The sequence below is a fragment of the Holdemania filiformis genome (genome assembly GCF_003459085.1).
Classification (GTDB): Bacteria; Bacillota_I; Bacilli_A; order Erysipelotrichales; family Erysipelotrichaceae; genus Holdemania; species Holdemania filiformis.
The window spans coordinates 38019-54417 of record NZ_QRUP01000008.1 but is presented as its reverse complement, the minus strand read 5'-3'; the positions used below and the strand labels follow the sequence as shown (position 1 = coordinate 54417).

The window sequence follows — 16399 nt, the reverse complement described above, 5'->3', positions numbered from 1 at the left end:
CAGAATCTTACAAATCATTAACAGGTAATTTTGCCTGTCGTCAGGAAATAGAGCGGAAAAAACAATTTGGAAACCGTTTTCTTTACTTTTCCGCTTTCCCAGAGTATCATTTTTTTAAATGAGAGAAGGAGGTTCTACCGTGTTATCGAAGACGCAGAATCAAGCATTATATGAATTGCAGAAAGAACTATGGGGCTACGCTGAACCCGGTTTTCTGGAACACAAATCAGCGAAGGCCATGAGTGATTTCCTGCGCCGGGAAGGTTTCCAGGTGACTGAAGGTCTTTGCGGCATGGATACAGCGTTTGTCGGGGTCTGGGGCAGCGGAAAGCCGGTAATCTGCCTGTTAGCGGAATTTGACGCGCTTTACGGTCTGAGTCAGGAAGCGGACGTCGCCGAGTACAAACCGATCGAAGGAATGGCGACCGGCCACGGCTGCGGCCATCATCTGTTAGGCGTCGGCTCGATTGCCGCCGCAATGATCGTTAAAGACTATCTGGAAAAGAACAAGCTGCCGGGAACGATCAAAATGGTCGGCTGTCCGGCTGAGGAAAGCGGCAGCGGCAAAGCCTATCTGGCACGCGACGGATTCTTCGCGGACGCCGATGCGGCGATCACCTGGCATCCATCCACGCTCAACGTCGTATCTTCCGGTTCCCATCAGTCCTGCATTCAATGTTATTTCCGGTTCCACGGCGTTTCCAGTCATGCCGCAGGCAATCCGGAAGCGGGCCGCAGCGCGCTGGACGCCGCCGAACTGATGAGTGTCGGCGTCAATTATCTGCGCGAACACATGGACTCCAAAGAACGCGTCCATTACGCCTACACCAATGCCGGCGGGATTTCCCCGAATGTCGTCCAGGCGGAAGCGGAAGTTAAATATCTCGTCCGCTCCACAACCAATCCGAAATGTCAGAAACTCTATGAACGCGTGATCAATATCGCCAAAGGCGCCGCGCTGATGACCGGTACGACCTGCGACGTCATCTTTGACGAAGGCTTAAGCAACGTCATTCCAAACTTCACGCTGGAACAAGTCCTGGAAGAGGCTTTCTTAGAAACCGGCGCTCCGGAATATACCGAAGCTGAACGCGCTTACGCCAAGCAATTCCGCGATACCTATCCGCTCGATCCGGAAAGCGAGGTCACGGCCAGTATCGCTGAACCCAAGACGCTCATCGCCAACATCCAGAACAGCGATATCTGCGATATCGTGCTGCGTCACCGCTGCGTTGACGAATGCTCGATGGGATCGACCGACGTCGGCGACGTCAGCTGGGTTGTTCCGACGGCTCAGATCAACACCGCCTGCTACAGCTACGGCGCAGGCGGACATACCTGGCAATGGGTTGCCCAAGGCAAGTCCACGCTGGCCTACAAGGGGATGATGCTGGCAGCGGAAGTCATGGCGAAAGCCGTTGAAAAATGTTTTGAACAGCCAGAAATCATAACGAAGGCAAAAGCCGAATTTGATGAACGGCTAGGGGGGCAGACCTATGAATGCCTGATTCCCAGCGATGTGAAACCGCACATTATCCAATAAACACTCAGCTTGTGCCGGCAGTCAGATTTCTCTTTCCGCCAAAGCAAGCATGAATCCACGGTTAAAAACCATTCCGCTTGCCGCGCACAGCACGATTCAATTCCAACAAGAAAAAGAATGGAGTTCATAGAACATCCGCGATAACTTCCGCCTGTCTTCTGGGCAGAGCGTTGATCCGGGTTCATGTTCCCCATTCTTTTTTATGATTCAATCTCTATTTTAACGCTTTATTCCGCTGCGCAGGCCTTCAGAAAATCGGGATTGAACAAATCCGTGTCTTTCTCAGCATCATACACACAGCGCCCTTCGCTGAAGGTCTTCAGGACCTGATAATCCTCGTCGATAATGATGAAGTCCGCATCCATGCCCGCTGCCAGCCGGCCTTTCTGAGGCGTGCCGTAGACCTGCGCCGGATTGCGCGAACTCATCTTGACGATCTCCGTCAGCGGCAGATGCAGATTCTCCGCCAGATTGCGAATGCCGCGAATCACCGGCAGCGTCGATCCGCACAACCTTCCGGTATCCGATAAACAATAACCCTTTTCATCAATATTCACGTCGAACATGCCGGACAGGTGATACCGGCCGATCGGCGCCCCCGCCATCGGCACATTGTCAGACACCATCATGAACTTATCAAACGGATTCTTTTTAACCCGCAGCATCAGTTCGATCATTTCATTCGCGACATGCAGGCCGTCGCAGATCAGTTCGTTATAAACCTCGTCGTTGAGCAGACAGGCGCCCAGACCGCCCATCCGGCGATGATGGATCCCCGCCATGACGTTCGCCGTGTGCGTCGTGACCGTGATCCCCCATTGAAAAGATGCCAACGCTTCCTGATACAGCGCGTTGCTGTGGGCAAAAGCACAGCGGACCCCCTGCGACGTCAACAGCTCGATCGCTTCCCTTGCGCCCGGGATTTCCGGCGCGATCGCAACCAGCTTCAGCATCCCCTGGGCGGTGTCGATCATCGCCTGGACATGCTTTAAATCAATATCCGGATGTCCGGTATCAATTCCCTTTTCTCCCACACGGTTCAAATACGGACCCTCGCTGTGGATGCCGATCGGCTTCGCGCCGTCAACAGGCGTCTGCGCCACCTTGACAATCGCCTCGAACAAACCGAAATCCGCGGTCGGCAGACATGCCGTAACACCCTGGGACGCCAAACCCTTTAAGTAACCGCGGACTGCCGCTTCCGGATCCGCCTGCTCGCCCATCAGTCCGTAACCCATTGTGCCATGATTATGCGTGTCGATAATCCCCGGTAATATCCGGTGATTCCCGGCGTCCACCGTGATCGCAACCCGTGCTGTCGGCGGCAGAATGTCCACAATCCGGCCTTCGTCAAGATTGAGAATTCCATCAACGATTCCCTGGTCAGTGACAATTCGATGTGATCGTACAAACATTAGCGCTCCTCCTTCAGATCACGGTAAGTGATCAATTCAATCTGATGCTCCTGCAGGAAAGCCCTGACTTTCGGACTCGTCGCCATCGCCAGATCCTTCATCCGAATCATCGTGTAAGTTGTTTCTTTCATCAAATCTTCCTCGACAAAACCACAATGACAGATGAAATAACCAATTTCATGGGATAACGACGCTTCCAGTGACTTCAGAAACTCCTGTTCCACATCCGTTTTCAGCTGATCCTCAATCGGAAACGGCTTCGGCGTCCATGTGCAGGGAATCATTGAAACCTGACTGCCGCTCATCACATCCGTCGTCATCAGAATATCGTATTTCTCCGCGATCGCCCGCGCTGCTTTCTGGGTGTTGGGTGTCGCCATCGAATGACCATGAAAATAGTCCGGCTTGCGCCCCATCAATTCAATAAAACGCTTGACTTGATTGTCCGTTTCCAGCAACGTTTGTTCGTAATCATAAGGATCTTCTTCAAAGCACAGGCACATTCCCTGCCGGCCGATGATCCGGCCCTCACGCATGCGCTGAACCGAAGGCACAAAATGACCCTCCGGATTCACCAGGGAAGTAACCTCTGCCGGATCGCTGACCGGCCGTCCCGCGACCAGATTGATGTCGATGCCGACGCAGATACCCTGCCGGTCGCGAATTTTCTCCGCAGCCCGGGCGGAGCTGGGCATGTTGACAAACAAGCCCGTATTGCGGATGATTCCCTGATCGATCCCTTTCAGAATGCCATCGGCAACAGAATCCGTTAAGCCATAGTCATCACTTTGAAATAATAATTTTCTCATTCCGCTTTTATCCTGCCTTTCAATTTTTCCAAAATTCGCTCTAAGCGCGGGATATCCACATGGCAATCCCGTTTAGAACGTGTATGCCGTACAACGAACTGATGCTTTTTAATCGCGCCGGATGCCAGCAGCACGCCGCGTTCGAAAAACCGCAGACCATTGTCCGGATCCTCATATTCCTTGTTAATCCAATCTTCCTCCAGCAAGTCCGAGACGTCAACTCCTTTTCGATGAGCGCAGACGACTTTTTCACCCTGAGCCAGACAATCCAGTAAAATCACCTCGGCACGAGAAGGACAAGCCTCTTTGAGCAGCTTCAGCCCTTCATAGGAATTACAGCACTGATCGACCAGCACCAGCGCCGTCGAAGAGTTGGGATCACACTCCTGGATCAAACGCAGGATCAAGGCTACAGAAGCACTGTTGCGGTTGAAGTTAACGCGGTTTCCCCGGCTGTGCAGTAAGCTGACGCCCAGCAAGGCCGCCAGGACCGCAGCCAAAACCGCGGCGATTTTCATCGCTGGACTCAACCAGTGCAGCGTATAAACCGCCCCTGCGGCGATCAAAAAGCACGCCGCGCCTAAAATCCATTCCCACGCCAAATTCCAGCTTTCCGCCTGAGTGTTCTTCCGTGGATTCAACGGATAATAACGGATTGGCAACTGTGCACTAGCCGGCGTGTCATAAGCGCAGGCAATTACCGTCTTCGCATGCGCCAGATCGCCGATGACCAGATTGCATACATGCAGCATGCGGGAATGCCGGGTTTGAAATTCCGTCTTCCATCCAGCTTCACGGCACTGCCGGCACACTTCCGCCAGGAATATCTCTTTTTGTTTACGCGTATAGCGGCGCGCCAGCGTTACGCCGACGAGCATCATTTCATCTTTCATGCTTTCACCTCCGAAGGCTAAAACAGGCTATGAAGCTCAGTCCTCCATAGCCTAAACTCTGATTTTAGAAAATTCTGAAGAAAGCGCCGACCAGTGCGAACACGAAGATACCCAAAATCAACTGAGTCGGACGCGCGCCCTTCTTGATCAGGCGAACCAGCGTAAACAACAGGATGACGCCGAGCAAGCCCGGGAAAATCGAATTCAATACGTCGCCGATCACTACCGATGTCTGGCCGACGTTCAACGTCCAATTCAGCGGAACGCTGACCATCTGCGCCGTCATCGCCCCGACCATGATCAAGCCCAGCACGGATGCCGCTTTCGTTAAAGCGCCCATCAAGCCCGAAGAGAACACCATATCAATAAACGAAGTCCCATAGACATAACCCCAGTTCACAAAGAAATACTTCACGATAGACTGCGTTACACCATAGAGCAGGATGAAGATCAAGGTCCCCAGAATCGAACCCTCCGCGCACAAACCGATGCCGATACCCGCGGCGATAATGCGCAGACAGTTGAAGAACAAGCTGTCGAACATCCCGGCTGTCGGACCCATCAACGCGGCTTTGATACTCTCGATCGTCTGACCGTCAATCGAGTTCTTTTCTTTGTGCTCTTTTTCCATCGCGTAAGCTAAGCCGGCGATGAAGCTGAACGGTACGGCATGCGTGTTGAAGAAGTTCTGATGCCGCAGATACGCCTCCCGCTTGCCTTCCATATCGTCTTTATAGATACTCTCAATAGCCGGGGCCATTGTAATCGTAAAACCATTCGCTTCCATTTTCACCATATTGAAACTGGTGAAAACCAGATGGGAACGGAAGAACATGGATTTTAGAACTTTCTTTTCTTCCGGCGTTAATACTTTCTTTTCCATTAGAAGAAATCCTCCTCATCTGTTTTCGCTGCCGAAGCCGTCAGCGAATTCTTTAAATCGATACTGCGCTTTTCCCCCATAAACATGGTGATCGCAATGGCTGTGCCTAAAATTGCAATCGGCAAGGTTGCCATGCCTAAATAAGCCACCAGAACATAACCGACGAAGAAGAAGATGCCGACTTCGTTGTTCCAGATCATCGAGGTTAAGATCGCGAAGCCGACCGCTAACATCATCGATGTCGCTGCCCCTAACCCGGTCATAACCCAGGCCGGCATGCTCGCTAAGAAGGCATTCAACCCTTCAACACCGTAAGATACCGCAAAGAACAGAATAACAACGTTGATCAATGGCGTCAGACATGAGAAACCAATCGTTTGGAATGCGAATTTACGCGGATTGCACTCCGCCGCCAACTTTTCCCAATACGCTGCAAGAGAAGCCCAGATCGGTGTAAACATGCCGGCGATGGAAGCCATGACCGTGCCGATTGGCAAAGCGATCGCCAAGCCTGCTTCGATATCAGCGCCAGTTAAAATGGTATAGGCGACGGCAATGATGCTGGATGTTGTCGCATCTGCCGGGATGGAACCCCCGATGGCGGAAATTCCCATAAAAATCGATTCCAGGGATGCGCCCATGATGATGCCCGTCTTGAAATCGCCTAAGATTAATCCCGCTAACGGAGCGACGACGATCGGCCGGTTGAGGCACTGCCAGGACATGATGTAGGGATCTAAAATTGCAATGATATAATACGCTAAACAAATTTGTAAAGCTGCGGATACCATGATTCTCCTCCTCTTTCCTAATGGATTTTCTTATAACCCTAATACTTTGCTTAATTTTTCCGGATTATCTTCCGGTGTGGTCTGATACACCGTGTCAATTCCGAAACTCAACACTTTTTTGAAATCTTCAACTTCCTCGTCGTAGGCATACAGATTGGAACCATAGGTTCGACGGGCAAGATCCCCTTGTTTCGGAGCAATCCGGCCATAGTTGCCGACGTTGATCAGCGGGATCTCCTTCACTTCTTCCAAAATCTTGATCAGATCTTTCGGGTTGGAAATGATGACCAGAATTTTATGACCCGCCGCCCGCGGATCCTTCAGCAGAGTAATCGAATCAGCGACTGAACGGATCGTTACTTTCGCAGTCGCCGGCGCGGCCATCATCAGACTCTGCTGGATAATCTTGTTCCCTGCTGCCTCATCATTCGCCACGACGATGCGATCAACTCCCGTATGCCTCGACCATTTGATCGCTACCTGACCATGAATCAATCTTTCGTCCAAACGTACTAACTTAATCATTTTCTATTCCTCCTTTCTTAGAAAAAATCCTCTTGTTCTTCCGTTAAATCCGGCAGTTGCACGACACTCAACATCGATCGGCTCTGTTCAACGATCTGTTCAATCTCCTCCGCCGTGACTTCCGTTTTTGTTGAAAGTTCCAGAACACAGGCCAGATTCACGCCGCCGATCAGCGTAGTGTTCGGCTTCTGCAGATAGGTCATCATGACCTGGTTCACGCTGCCGCCGATTAAGTCTGACATCAGCAAAACCTGATCTTCCGGAGAAACTTCTGCATAAAACGCGTCAAGTTTTTCCTGGACTGAAGCTTGATCGACATAAGCATCAAACACCGTGACATTGTCAGAAGCGCCCATTAAAATATTCAACGAGCTTTTCATGCCGCTGGCGAAATGACCATGTGATGACAAAAAGATTTTCAGCAATGCGATACCCCTTTCTTGTTGGATATTTCTTCAACGCCCTTACTATAAATCGTTTCTGTAAGCGTTACCACGCTCACTTTTTCCGAAAAAAAAGGGAAAACTTTCGTTTTTTCCCTTAATCAAGTGAAATTGGCAAAGCCTTTAAGCTTGCTCGAACGATCTCCGTCAATTCGGTAACCCGATGATTTTCAATCAACATCCACAAGTTCTCATTATCTTTGAAAAACATCATTAATAGGTCATTAACAAATCTAACGGCTTCCAGGTTATTATCAAAATCCACACTGATTACAACAATGTGCAGAATCGGTTGTTCATCAAACTGTTTTTCCTGATTTAACTGGTAAATCTCAAATATTCCTTTTTTGACCCACCGGCGTTTTATGAAAAGAATACATACTTTATTCGCAACACACGTTTTTACCGTGTAATGAAGATCGGCTTGGATTTTATCAACACACTCCGCATCCTTTCCCATTTTATAACTGATCAGGCGAAGGAAAGAATCCATGTTTTCATACTCAAAATCACGGTATATATTGAGGGAGGTTAAATGTAAATGATCCAACGCCGGCTGCAGCTGAACTCCAGATAATATAACCTGATTGTATATATCGTTCATCTGACTTTGGGTAGGAATACTGTCAACCATCAGACATGGCCAATCATATTTATAGGAATAATATGGATAACTTAGGATTGCCCAATCATAGTCTTTAACCGGTAGTTTACGCATTTCATAAAGCTCGTAGACATCCAGGCAAGAAAAATAGGATCCAAAACGGCTTTCGATAATCCGTTTAAAAATTCCAGAAGAGAGGTAACCGCCGCCATTGGAAACAATCGCACGGACTGGGGTAAAGGAATAAGAAATCATTAACAAAAGTACATTTAAGTGTCCCGCAAAAGTTATCAAATTATACAAACTTAGCTGACAATGATATCGTTCTTCAAAAAGTCTAGCTAGATTGTGTGCAAATTTTGCGGCTAAAGGACAGTCGTGAATCCGCGCATCTTCAAAATGTAAGCTTCTTACACTGTGAAAAGAAGCATTGAAATCTTTTTGAACCAGCATGGGGATAATGCCTGCACATAAAATCTGTGACCAACCTGGAATTGTGGTGATGTCCAGGTTATAATCTTTTTTGATTGATTTGCAGAACAGTGAAATAAAGTCCTGAGCTTCGTCATGCAATTCAAAATAATTTTGCGACAGATCGCAATCCCAAGGAATATCCGCCCAAAAGATCAGCAGCAAAGCAAAAGCAAGAATCTCATCCTCGCTGACGTCAAAGCCGGAAAATCGTTGACATTTTTCGATCACGTCTTTCGCAACTGAATATTCTCGGAATCGCCGAATATACTTGCGCTGATTTTGCGTCAAACTTATTGGAAATCCAGCCTGATAACGAGAAACCATCAATAACAAATAGCGAGATAAACGCTGGGTGTTGATATCAAGAATATGACAATCTGAATCTCTCAATGTTTTTAGGAAAATATGACGAATTTCATAGCGTTCTTCATCGTCCCGGTCAAAGAAAGATAAGAAATCTGTATTCTTATACAAATTTATTGCTTCATGATAGTGATTTTCAAAAATACAAAGCATTAACATTCGTCGATCAAATTCGCTGCCCTTAACCAGAGGCCCCTCTTCATTTCGTCTTTTCAATCGCATGTTAAACTTACTCAGCAAAAAATTAACATCTTTCATGTCTTCCCGAATTGAACTTTTTGTTAAATACAATTCTTCTGCGATATCTTCAATTGTAAGAAAGCGATTTTCTACAATAATCCGGCGAAGAATATCATTACTTCTGTCATTCTGAGCCCTGGGTGTTTCACCAACATTTGAAAAATGTATAATCAATTGAGTCTTTACGGGTTCAAAGCGTTCTTCATCAAAAACCTTGAGAACATAACCTTTTCCTTTTTTCGCTACTAAATCAGCACCACTTGCTTTTGCAAATGCCTCTAATTCCGGAATATCATTTTTGACCGTTCGTTCGGTGACTCCTACTTTTTCCGCTAGCTCATAAGAACGGATATATTGATCCTGTTGGGCAAGAATATAGAATAACTGTAAGATTCGCTTCTTTTCATTCGCCATTCCTAATCCTCCAACTTTCTGATCTGGTTCATAAAGTAGACTTTATGAACCAGGCGTTTTCTAACCAAAATATAGCTATTTTCTATCATTTTCAATTATATTTCAAATGTCAGTTAAAGTCTACTTTTTCAGCCATAAACGACTACAGCTAAAATAAAAAATACATTTATAGTTAGATCAGCTGATCAGCAGCGAGAGAAGCAGGGTTAACCGAACTAACAAAGTAAAAAGTCTCCCGCAAAGGAGACTCATACTTTGTTAGTTCGAACTGCACAGGGTTTTGTTTACTGAGCGCCCAAATCGCTCGTCCTGATACAGAGCATATAGCTTATCAGGCTGCCTTGGAAAATATTCCAAGGCTCAGAGAAACAAATTTAAATCTTAAAGTATCTCGAACTAACAATAAATTTTGTTTCTCTATATATAATATACGCACGAAATCGTAAAAGTACTTACAAATAATTTAGTTTTTTCTAAAAAACACTCATTTTTACCTAATGCGACTGTTTTAGAGAACTATTAAGACACAAAAAAACCCTCATACAGGGTTATGTTATTCAATGGAGCGAATGATGGGAATCGAACCCACGTAGTCAGCTTGGAAGGCTGAAGTTCTACCATTGAACTACATTCGCATAGTTAAGTGGTGTCCCGGAAAGGAATCGAACCTTCGACCCACTGATTAAAAGTCAGTTGCTCTACCGCCTGAGCTACCGGGACATAAACAATCCAAACTAAAATTGGCTGGGGCACCTGGGGTCGAACCAGGGAAATGACAGAGTCAAAGTCTGTTGCCTTACCGCTTGGCTATGCCCCACTATCTTAAAAAAGAATGGTGGAGAGGGGCAGATTCGAACTGCCGAACCCGTTGGGAACTGATTTACAGTCAGCCGCGTTTAGCCACTTCGCTACCTCTCCAACTCCTGGTGCCGACTATAGGAATCGAACCTACAACCTACTGATTACAAATCAGTTGCTCTGCCAATTGAGCTAAGTCGGCAATAAAAAAATGGTGGAGGCTGAGGGGCTCGAACCCCCGACCCTCTGCTTGTAAGGCAGACGCTCTCCCAACTGAGCTAAGCCTCCATCTTTTTATTGGCTGATTACCAGCGCTTTAATAATATATCATAAGATCTAAATCTCGTCAATAACAATTTCAGATTTTTTCTGAAACATTGAGTCCCACACTTAGGCTTCAGTAGGACACTATTTTATATTCAGTATCGAACCCAGGAATAAAATTGTAGCACTTCCCTCTACAAGCTCTGTCGAATTATACAAACACAGCTTTGTCATATCTCTGATCCTGCTGTAAAAACAACTGACTAACAATGAAAAAACAGGCCCTTTTTCTTAAATTCACGCACCATATTCCTTACAGAACATCTTCTTTACAGAATATTGAATCTAACTTAATACTCAAGAGCCTGATTACCTCTTTGCAAACCAAATGAGAGGCTATTCCAATACCTCATCCACAGGTTTAAACGGCATCATCCAGTTTTCACTGTTTTCTAGCAATGCCAATTGTGCATCCTCGGGTGTAATCTCCTGTTTTATTACTTGTTGTGCAATTTCGATCAATCCAATTTCAGAAAGCATATCCCAGCCTCTAACAGATGGATCTTTTTCAAAAGCCACCATGGACTCCTCCTGTGAGAATGAAAAAGCATAACTTATTTGTCTCTGATTCTCATTTCTAAACGCCAAATAATACGGTTCGATTGTTTGGGATTCCTTTCCATCTTCATTTTCCTCAGTTTCCAAATTAGGACGATTTTCAAGCCTATCCACTTGCGTTACCGCAGGAATTTCATCCACTGTATCAATATACACCTGAATTCCAGCTTCACTCCGAATTATACGGTAAACTTCATTAGCAGCGGAAGGATATTTTGTTCCAGCCGACAATAAATAGCCTTTGGTTTTCGCCAAGGGTGAAAGTATTTTTTCTTTCCAGGATGGCATAGGTGAAAAATAAAAATCCTGTTGTTCAATATCCTCCTGCTGATTATAGTACATCCAAGTCCCTACTAAAGAAAAAGGAGAAATCAGCTTTTCAAGATAGACATCATACAACCACCCTCCGTCGAAGGCCCGATCATTTTTGATTTGATAAGGAAGAATGATCTCCTCTTCCTCTTCAGAGCTATCCTGGGATTCCTTCACATTACTGCTTTCGGGCGGGAATTCTTCGGATTCAACTTCTGATTCGGAATCCACGGCCGGTAATTCAGAATTTGTGTCCCTTGAATTTTCATCCTCAACACCAGACACCTCTGGCTGTTCTTCACCTGCACTCTCTTCGCTGTTTAAATACCAAGAATGCTCCCCCATTGCTCTTAGAAATTTTAAAGCCTCCAGAAACTCTTCCGTTTCCATACCGGATATTAAAGCATCCTGTGATGCAAAGAAACGAAAATCATCAGCACTCAAAAACACCATTGAGGCCCACAATTCTGAAATTGCAAACGGGAATACCGCCTCCACCTGCCGCTCATGATAGGTTCGCGCCTGCCCTCCCCATTCATCTGCCAATTTCATTAATTCTTCAAAACTATCAAATTGATCTGCCAGTCCATCGCCATTTTCATCGCTTACGTCATATCCCATTTCGCTCAGCATAGTCATATTGGTAGAAAACACTAATCCATAATAACTCATTGGCACATACCGAAAACCGTCTATATTTAAAAGTTCTCCAAACTGCCGCGGAGCATGTTCCTGTATCACTGCTTCCAACTCTGGCTGCACCGGCATAAAATTATTGATAATCTGAGCGGCGTCATTACTCCACAACAGCGCGATATCCGTTTTATAGCCTAACCAGGTTGCCGCATCAAAGCTTTGGACAACAACCGGTTCGATCACATCACTCTGTTCCGGATGTTCCTTATTCCAAAGTTCTTCCAAAGCCTGACCGTAGGCTTCATTCTCAACCATAACCCGGATTTTAGCGCCTTCTTCCACTTGATACTGCTGCGCTTCCTCATCGTAACAAACGATTCCCTTCTCCGCGATGCAGGGTTTCTCTTCAGCGCATCCCCCGAGCGCCAGCATCACTCCGATACTGAATAATAATAACTTTCGCATTTCTTCACCTCAGCGTCCAATTTAACCGCTATCATGGTAACAGACTTCAAAACGATTGACAAATTTATTTTCACGTTTTACGTTTTAAATTCTCCCCAAAGCTCTGAAATTCTATCAATCAATCTGATTTTCATGATAAAATAAAATAGGATTTTATTTACTTATATAAGGAGTATTTCATGAGTTACTTATTAAAATTACAACAGGCTTTAAAGCGACAGTCTCTTACCCACGATTACCCGTTTAATTATACTCTTCCTGATCTTTTCGACAGCTTGGATTTGAAGTGTACCTCAAAATATAAATTACCCTCTGGTGAAATTCGTGTTAATCCTTATCAATTTTTCGACGAATTAATCAGCGTTCTGCTGAAAGGAAAATCCAAACCGGTCTGCCAGCCCTATTACGCTGATCATTCCCTTCCTCAAGGCGGTACGCGTGGAAATTGGATCCGTCAAAGCAGCGTTTATTCCTGCATGATCCGCACATCCAGCAGTTGGGATCATGACCGCAGCGGCGAATTAGAATCCAAGAATATCTATGGCTTAAAAGAAACTGGAACCTTCGTTAAAACTTTAGCTTTGCTTCCTTTATTAAAAAAAATGGGGATCGACACATTATATTTGCTGCCGATCAGTCAGTATTCAACCAAAAATAAGAAAGGAGATCTGGGTTCTCCTTACGGCGTAAGTAACTTTTTCAGATTAGATCCCAATTTAAAAGATCCGATGACCGGCGATGAACTGAGCGTAGAGGACGAATTTAAAGCGCTTGTTGAAGCTTGTCATTGTCAGGATATCAAAGTGATTATTGACCTGATTCCAAGGACAAACTCAGTAAACTCGGATCTCATTGCTGAGCATCCGGATTGGTTCTACTGGATCGACGCTGACCAATTGGATACGTATACCCCACCTTTTGTTCCTGGCGTGGAACCCGGCAGCGTTGCGGATCCACAATACTTGGAATTGATGTATGCGAGTGAAGAAGTCCTTGAACATATCCGTAAATTCAGACCTAATCCGCAAAGTATTGATCCAAAAAAATGGAAAATGGTCGTTGCAAAATGGAAAAAAGGCAAAGGCGAAATCCTGGATCTGGTTCAGGAAGCATTTAACATGACCGTTGCCCCAGCTTTCAGTGATTGCATTAACGATCCGCAGCCGGCATGGAATGATATCACTTTTTTCCGCATGTATTTAGATCATCCGGCAGCTTCCGCGGCGTATTTGCCGAAAAATGAAAGTTTTAATCCCTATATTCTATATGATGTTGCGAAAGCCAGCTTGAATCCAGGCAATCGCATCAACGAGCCGTTATGGGCTCTGTTAAGCCAGATCATTCCTTATTATCAAACAGAATTTGGCATTGACGGCGCACGGATTGACATGGGCCATGCGCTTCCACTGGCGTTGGTGAAACGAATCATCGAAGCGGCCCGGAAAATTGATCCTCATTTTTGTTTCATTGCCGAGGAACTGGACACCCAGAATGCAGCGTGCTCTCTGGAAAAAGGGTATAACATGATCATCGGGGGAGGTTTCACGCAGGAAACCCGGCCAAATGAGGATAAATTGAACGCCTTCGCTTATGGCGCCGCCAGTTTGCCTTGTCCGGTTTTCGCAGTGGGTGAAACGCATGATACACCGCGGTTAAGTGCTCGTGAAGGAGGACGGCGGCTAAGCCGGATGTTGACGGTGCTTAATTTATTTATTCCAAATTGCGTCCCTTTCCTGAATTCTGGGCAGGAAGTCTACGAAATCCAGCCGATGAATACCGGGCTGGACTGCCGTCCTAACGAACAGGACCAACTGCCGGAAACGGATCCGTATTATCGTAAGCTGGCCTTGTTTGACCGCTACGCTTTCCACTATCTTGACGCTCAGCGATGGCAGCTGCCGACATTATTGGAAGCGGCGGCGCACATCCGCAAACGCTACCGCACAGCCCTTTTCCGCAAAAATGATCAATTCCCGCTAATGTTTGAAGGTCCTTGGATTCCGGCTTTGGGTTTTGGCTTTGCAAACAAATCTACGATGATTTTGATGGTCGCCAATCACGACATGGATAACAGCCATCGTCATTGGATTCGCCTCGAAAACCTTCCAAACCGTTTCCAGATGGCTATTGATTCTGCAAAGGTTATCCTATCCTCTGAAAATGAGAACAAGCAAGCAGACCTGAATTTGGAAATCGGTGATCGAGCGCTATGTGCCGCATTTCTTCCAGGCGAAGTTAAAATCATCGAAATTGTTAATTGAAATTTTTGATTTTTCTTTTATCTTGAATTTCAACAGCTTATCCATCAAAAAATGAATCTGATATTAACTGGATTTGGTTTTTCATTTGAAAAAGGTCTTTTAATTTAAGAGCAAAGTTGATAGAATGAGTAATGGACATAGTGAGATTTCCTTTCTGTAATTTGTGGTGATTTTATTGTAACGGAAATTCTTACCTATGTCTCTTTTTTTATGCTCAAGAAAAAAAGGCGTTGGTTTCCACCAACACCAAAATTTATAGAACCCAAAATTTATAGAGCTAATTTACAGGGTCTCCAAAAAAGCATTCATCGTTTAAAAGTAAACAAAAATAAGATTTGTCTACGCTCGATCTTTACCTGACATTGATCTTAATGCTAACCTTATAATTTGATTTAAGTACGCTTTTCCTTTTATCCGCTTTCGATCATTTGTGTATGCTATAATGAAAAAGAGTGAGGAGGCATCTCTGACATGAAAAAATGTTTAGTTTTCGGTTCATTAAATTTAGATTATTTTTATTCTGTTGATCACATTTTAAATTCGAAGGAAACACAGTCAGCTAGACAAATGCAGTGTTTCTGCGGCGGAAAGGGAATGAACCAAGCGGTCGCCTTAAGTCAAGGCGGTGCGTCTGTTCATTTTGCGGGATGTCTGGGGCAGGCAAGCTCACTTTTATCAGATACGCTGGCTCAGTATCATATTGACACACAATACTTACGTTCAGTGGATCAACCTGCTGGTCACGCAATTATTCAAATTGATCGCACAGGACAGAATGCCATCCTTGTTTATCCAGGAAGCAATTACGCCATTACCTCCGCCCAGATTGATGAAACGCTAGCTAATTTTCAGACGGGAGATCTGTTGGTTATTCAAAACGAAATTAACCGATTAGAAGAATTAATCCACAAAGCTCATGAACGAGGCCTGATCATCGCGCTAAATCCTTCTCCCACCCCTGCCGATCCCGGACAATTGCCGTTGAACGAGATCGATTTGTTATTTATCAACGAAGTCGAAGGCGCCTTCTTTTCAGGTCAGATTGAACCGGAAGCCATTCTGGACTATTTCGCAAAAGTTTTCCCGCATACTCAAGTCATTCTGACTTTAGGGGATCAAGGCAGCTGTCTGCAGGAAGGCAGAGAACGTATTTTTCTGCCTTGTTGTCCAGTTGAAGTCGTCGATACCGTCGGCGCCGGGGATACGTTCACAGGTTTTTTCCTAGCTGCTAAATTAGCAGGCAAATCTGCCATTGACTGTCTTGCGATCGCCACGGCTGCCAGTGCTTGCGCCGTTACTAAAAAAGGAGCTTCAGCATCAATTCCCGCTTTAGCTGAAGCACAGACATTGCTGAACCAATATCATGATTACTTGTGGTCAAAGAAAACTGAAATTACCTTTTGATCGGCCGGATTTATTCCGGTCGTTTTTCATTTAAACTGTTTCACAGTATTTCCTGGGAAATGCCTACTTTTCAGTTTACACGCGCAGCCTGATTCAACCTCATTTCCCAATCAATTCTCTTTTTCAGTGATCTAAAAATCAAAATTGACTGAAATCATTTTACTGTTTTTAAAAGAAAAGATCAGGACTAGACTTTCTATTCCAGCGAGCATACTGAAACAGAAGTTTCGTTCTGATCTTCTCA

12 protein-coding genes and 6 tRNA genes are annotated in these 16399 nt (G+C 45.5%); 3 read left to right on the top strand and 15 right to left on the bottom strand.

Going from position 1 to position 16399, the window contains the following annotated elements; genetic code table 11:
• Window positions 1-139 precede the first annotated feature (139 nt).
• On the top strand, window positions 140-1543 hold the full coding sequence (locus DWY25_RS07925; RefSeq protein WP_220412927.1) for an amidohydrolase: 1404 nt from the start codon (window positions 140-142) through the stop codon (window positions 1541-1543).
• A gap of 227 nt (window positions 1544-1770) precedes the next feature.
• On the opposite strand, the gene DWY25_RS07920 is transcribed toward DWY25_RS07925, so the two are convergent.
• From DWY25_RS07920 to DWY25_RS07850, 15 genes are all read right to left on the bottom strand, one after another.
• A complete protein-coding gene (locus DWY25_RS07920) occupies window positions 1771-2958 on the bottom strand; it encodes an N-acetylglucosamine-6-phosphate deacetylase (protein WP_117894784.1) in 1188 nt (395 codons plus the stop codon).
• Window positions 2958-3767 (bottom strand): ChbG/HpnK family deacetylase, encoded by an 810-nt coding sequence (locus DWY25_RS07915; protein ID WP_117894783.1) that lies wholly within the window; start codon window positions 3765-3767, stop codon window positions 2958-2960. The genes DWY25_RS07920 and DWY25_RS07915 overlap by 1 nt, the downstream gene beginning before the upstream one ends.
• The gene (locus DWY25_RS07910) at window positions 3764-4660 is read right to left on the bottom strand and encodes a hypothetical protein (RefSeq protein ID WP_117894782.1); all 897 of its coding nucleotides are present in this window, start codon (window positions 4658-4660) and stop codon (window positions 3764-3766) included. Before DWY25_RS07910 ends, DWY25_RS07915 begins: the two co-directional genes overlap by 4 nt.
• A gap of 64 nt (window positions 4661-4724) precedes the next feature.
• Window positions 4725-5543, bottom strand: coding sequence for a PTS system mannose/fructose/sorbose family transporter subunit IID (locus tag DWY25_RS07905; protein WP_006061015.1), 819 nt, complete (start codon window positions 5541-5543; stop codon window positions 4725-4727).
• Window positions 5543-6334: a PTS mannose/fructose/sorbose/N-acetylgalactosamine transporter subunit IIC gene (locus DWY25_RS07900; RefSeq protein ID WP_006061016.1), complete on the bottom strand. Its 792-nt coding sequence runs from the start codon at window positions 6332-6334 to the stop codon at window positions 5543-5545. Before DWY25_RS07900 ends, DWY25_RS07905 begins: the two co-directional genes overlap by 1 nt.
• Window positions 6335-6364: 30 nt before the next feature.
• Window positions 6365-6859, bottom strand: coding sequence for a PTS sugar transporter subunit IIB (locus tag DWY25_RS07895; protein ID WP_117894780.1), 495 nt, complete (start codon window positions 6857-6859; stop codon window positions 6365-6367).
• 17 nt (window positions 6860-6876) lie between these two features.
• Complete coding sequence (locus DWY25_RS07890; RefSeq protein WP_039865336.1) at window positions 6877-7284, bottom strand: PTS sugar transporter subunit IIA; 408 nt, start codon at window positions 7282-7284, stop codon at window positions 6877-6879.
• Between the two features lie 115 nt (window positions 7285-7399).
• The gene (locus tag DWY25_RS07885; protein WP_117894779.1) at window positions 7400-9397 is read right to left on the bottom strand and encodes a BglG family transcription antiterminator; all 1998 of its coding nucleotides are present in this window, start codon (window positions 9395-9397) and stop codon (window positions 7400-7402) included.
• 561 nt (window positions 9398-9958) lie between these two features.
• Window positions 9959-10032: transfer RNA gene (locus tag DWY25_RS07880), tRNA-Gly, on the bottom strand.
• A gap of 9 nt (window positions 10033-10041) precedes the next feature.
• Window positions 10042-10117, bottom strand: a tRNA-Lys gene (locus tag DWY25_RS07875).
• 21 nt (window positions 10118-10138) lie between these two features.
• A tRNA-Gln gene (locus DWY25_RS07870) sits at window positions 10139-10214 on the bottom strand.
• A gap of 16 nt (window positions 10215-10230) precedes the next feature.
• Window positions 10231-10315 (bottom strand) — tRNA-Tyr (locus DWY25_RS07865).
• Window positions 10316-10321: 6 nt separating this feature from the next.
• A tRNA-Thr gene (locus DWY25_RS07860) sits at window positions 10322-10397 on the bottom strand.
• A gap of 10 nt (window positions 10398-10407) precedes the next feature.
• Window positions 10408-10483: transfer RNA gene (locus DWY25_RS07855), tRNA-Val, on the bottom strand.
• 372 nt (window positions 10484-10855) lie between these two features.
• The gene (locus DWY25_RS07850; protein ID WP_117894778.1) at window positions 10856-12490 is read right to left on the bottom strand and encodes a hypothetical protein; all 1635 of its coding nucleotides are present in this window, start codon (window positions 12488-12490) and stop codon (window positions 10856-10858) included.
• Window positions 12491-12669: 179 nt separating this feature from the next.
• Between DWY25_RS07850 and DWY25_RS07845 the strand changes: the two genes are divergently transcribed.
• Both DWY25_RS07845 and DWY25_RS07840 read left to right on the top strand, forming a co-directional pair.
• On the top strand, window positions 12670-14751 hold the full coding sequence (locus DWY25_RS07845) for an alpha-amylase family protein (protein ID WP_117894777.1): 2082 nt from the start codon (window positions 12670-12672) through the stop codon (window positions 14749-14751).
• A 471-nt stretch (window positions 14752-15222) separates the two neighbouring features.
• Entirely contained in the window at window positions 15223-16155 is a 933-nt protein-coding gene (locus tag DWY25_RS07840; RefSeq protein ID WP_117894776.1) for a ribokinase, read from the top strand.
• The last annotated feature ends 244 nt before the right edge of the window (window positions 16156-16399 follow it).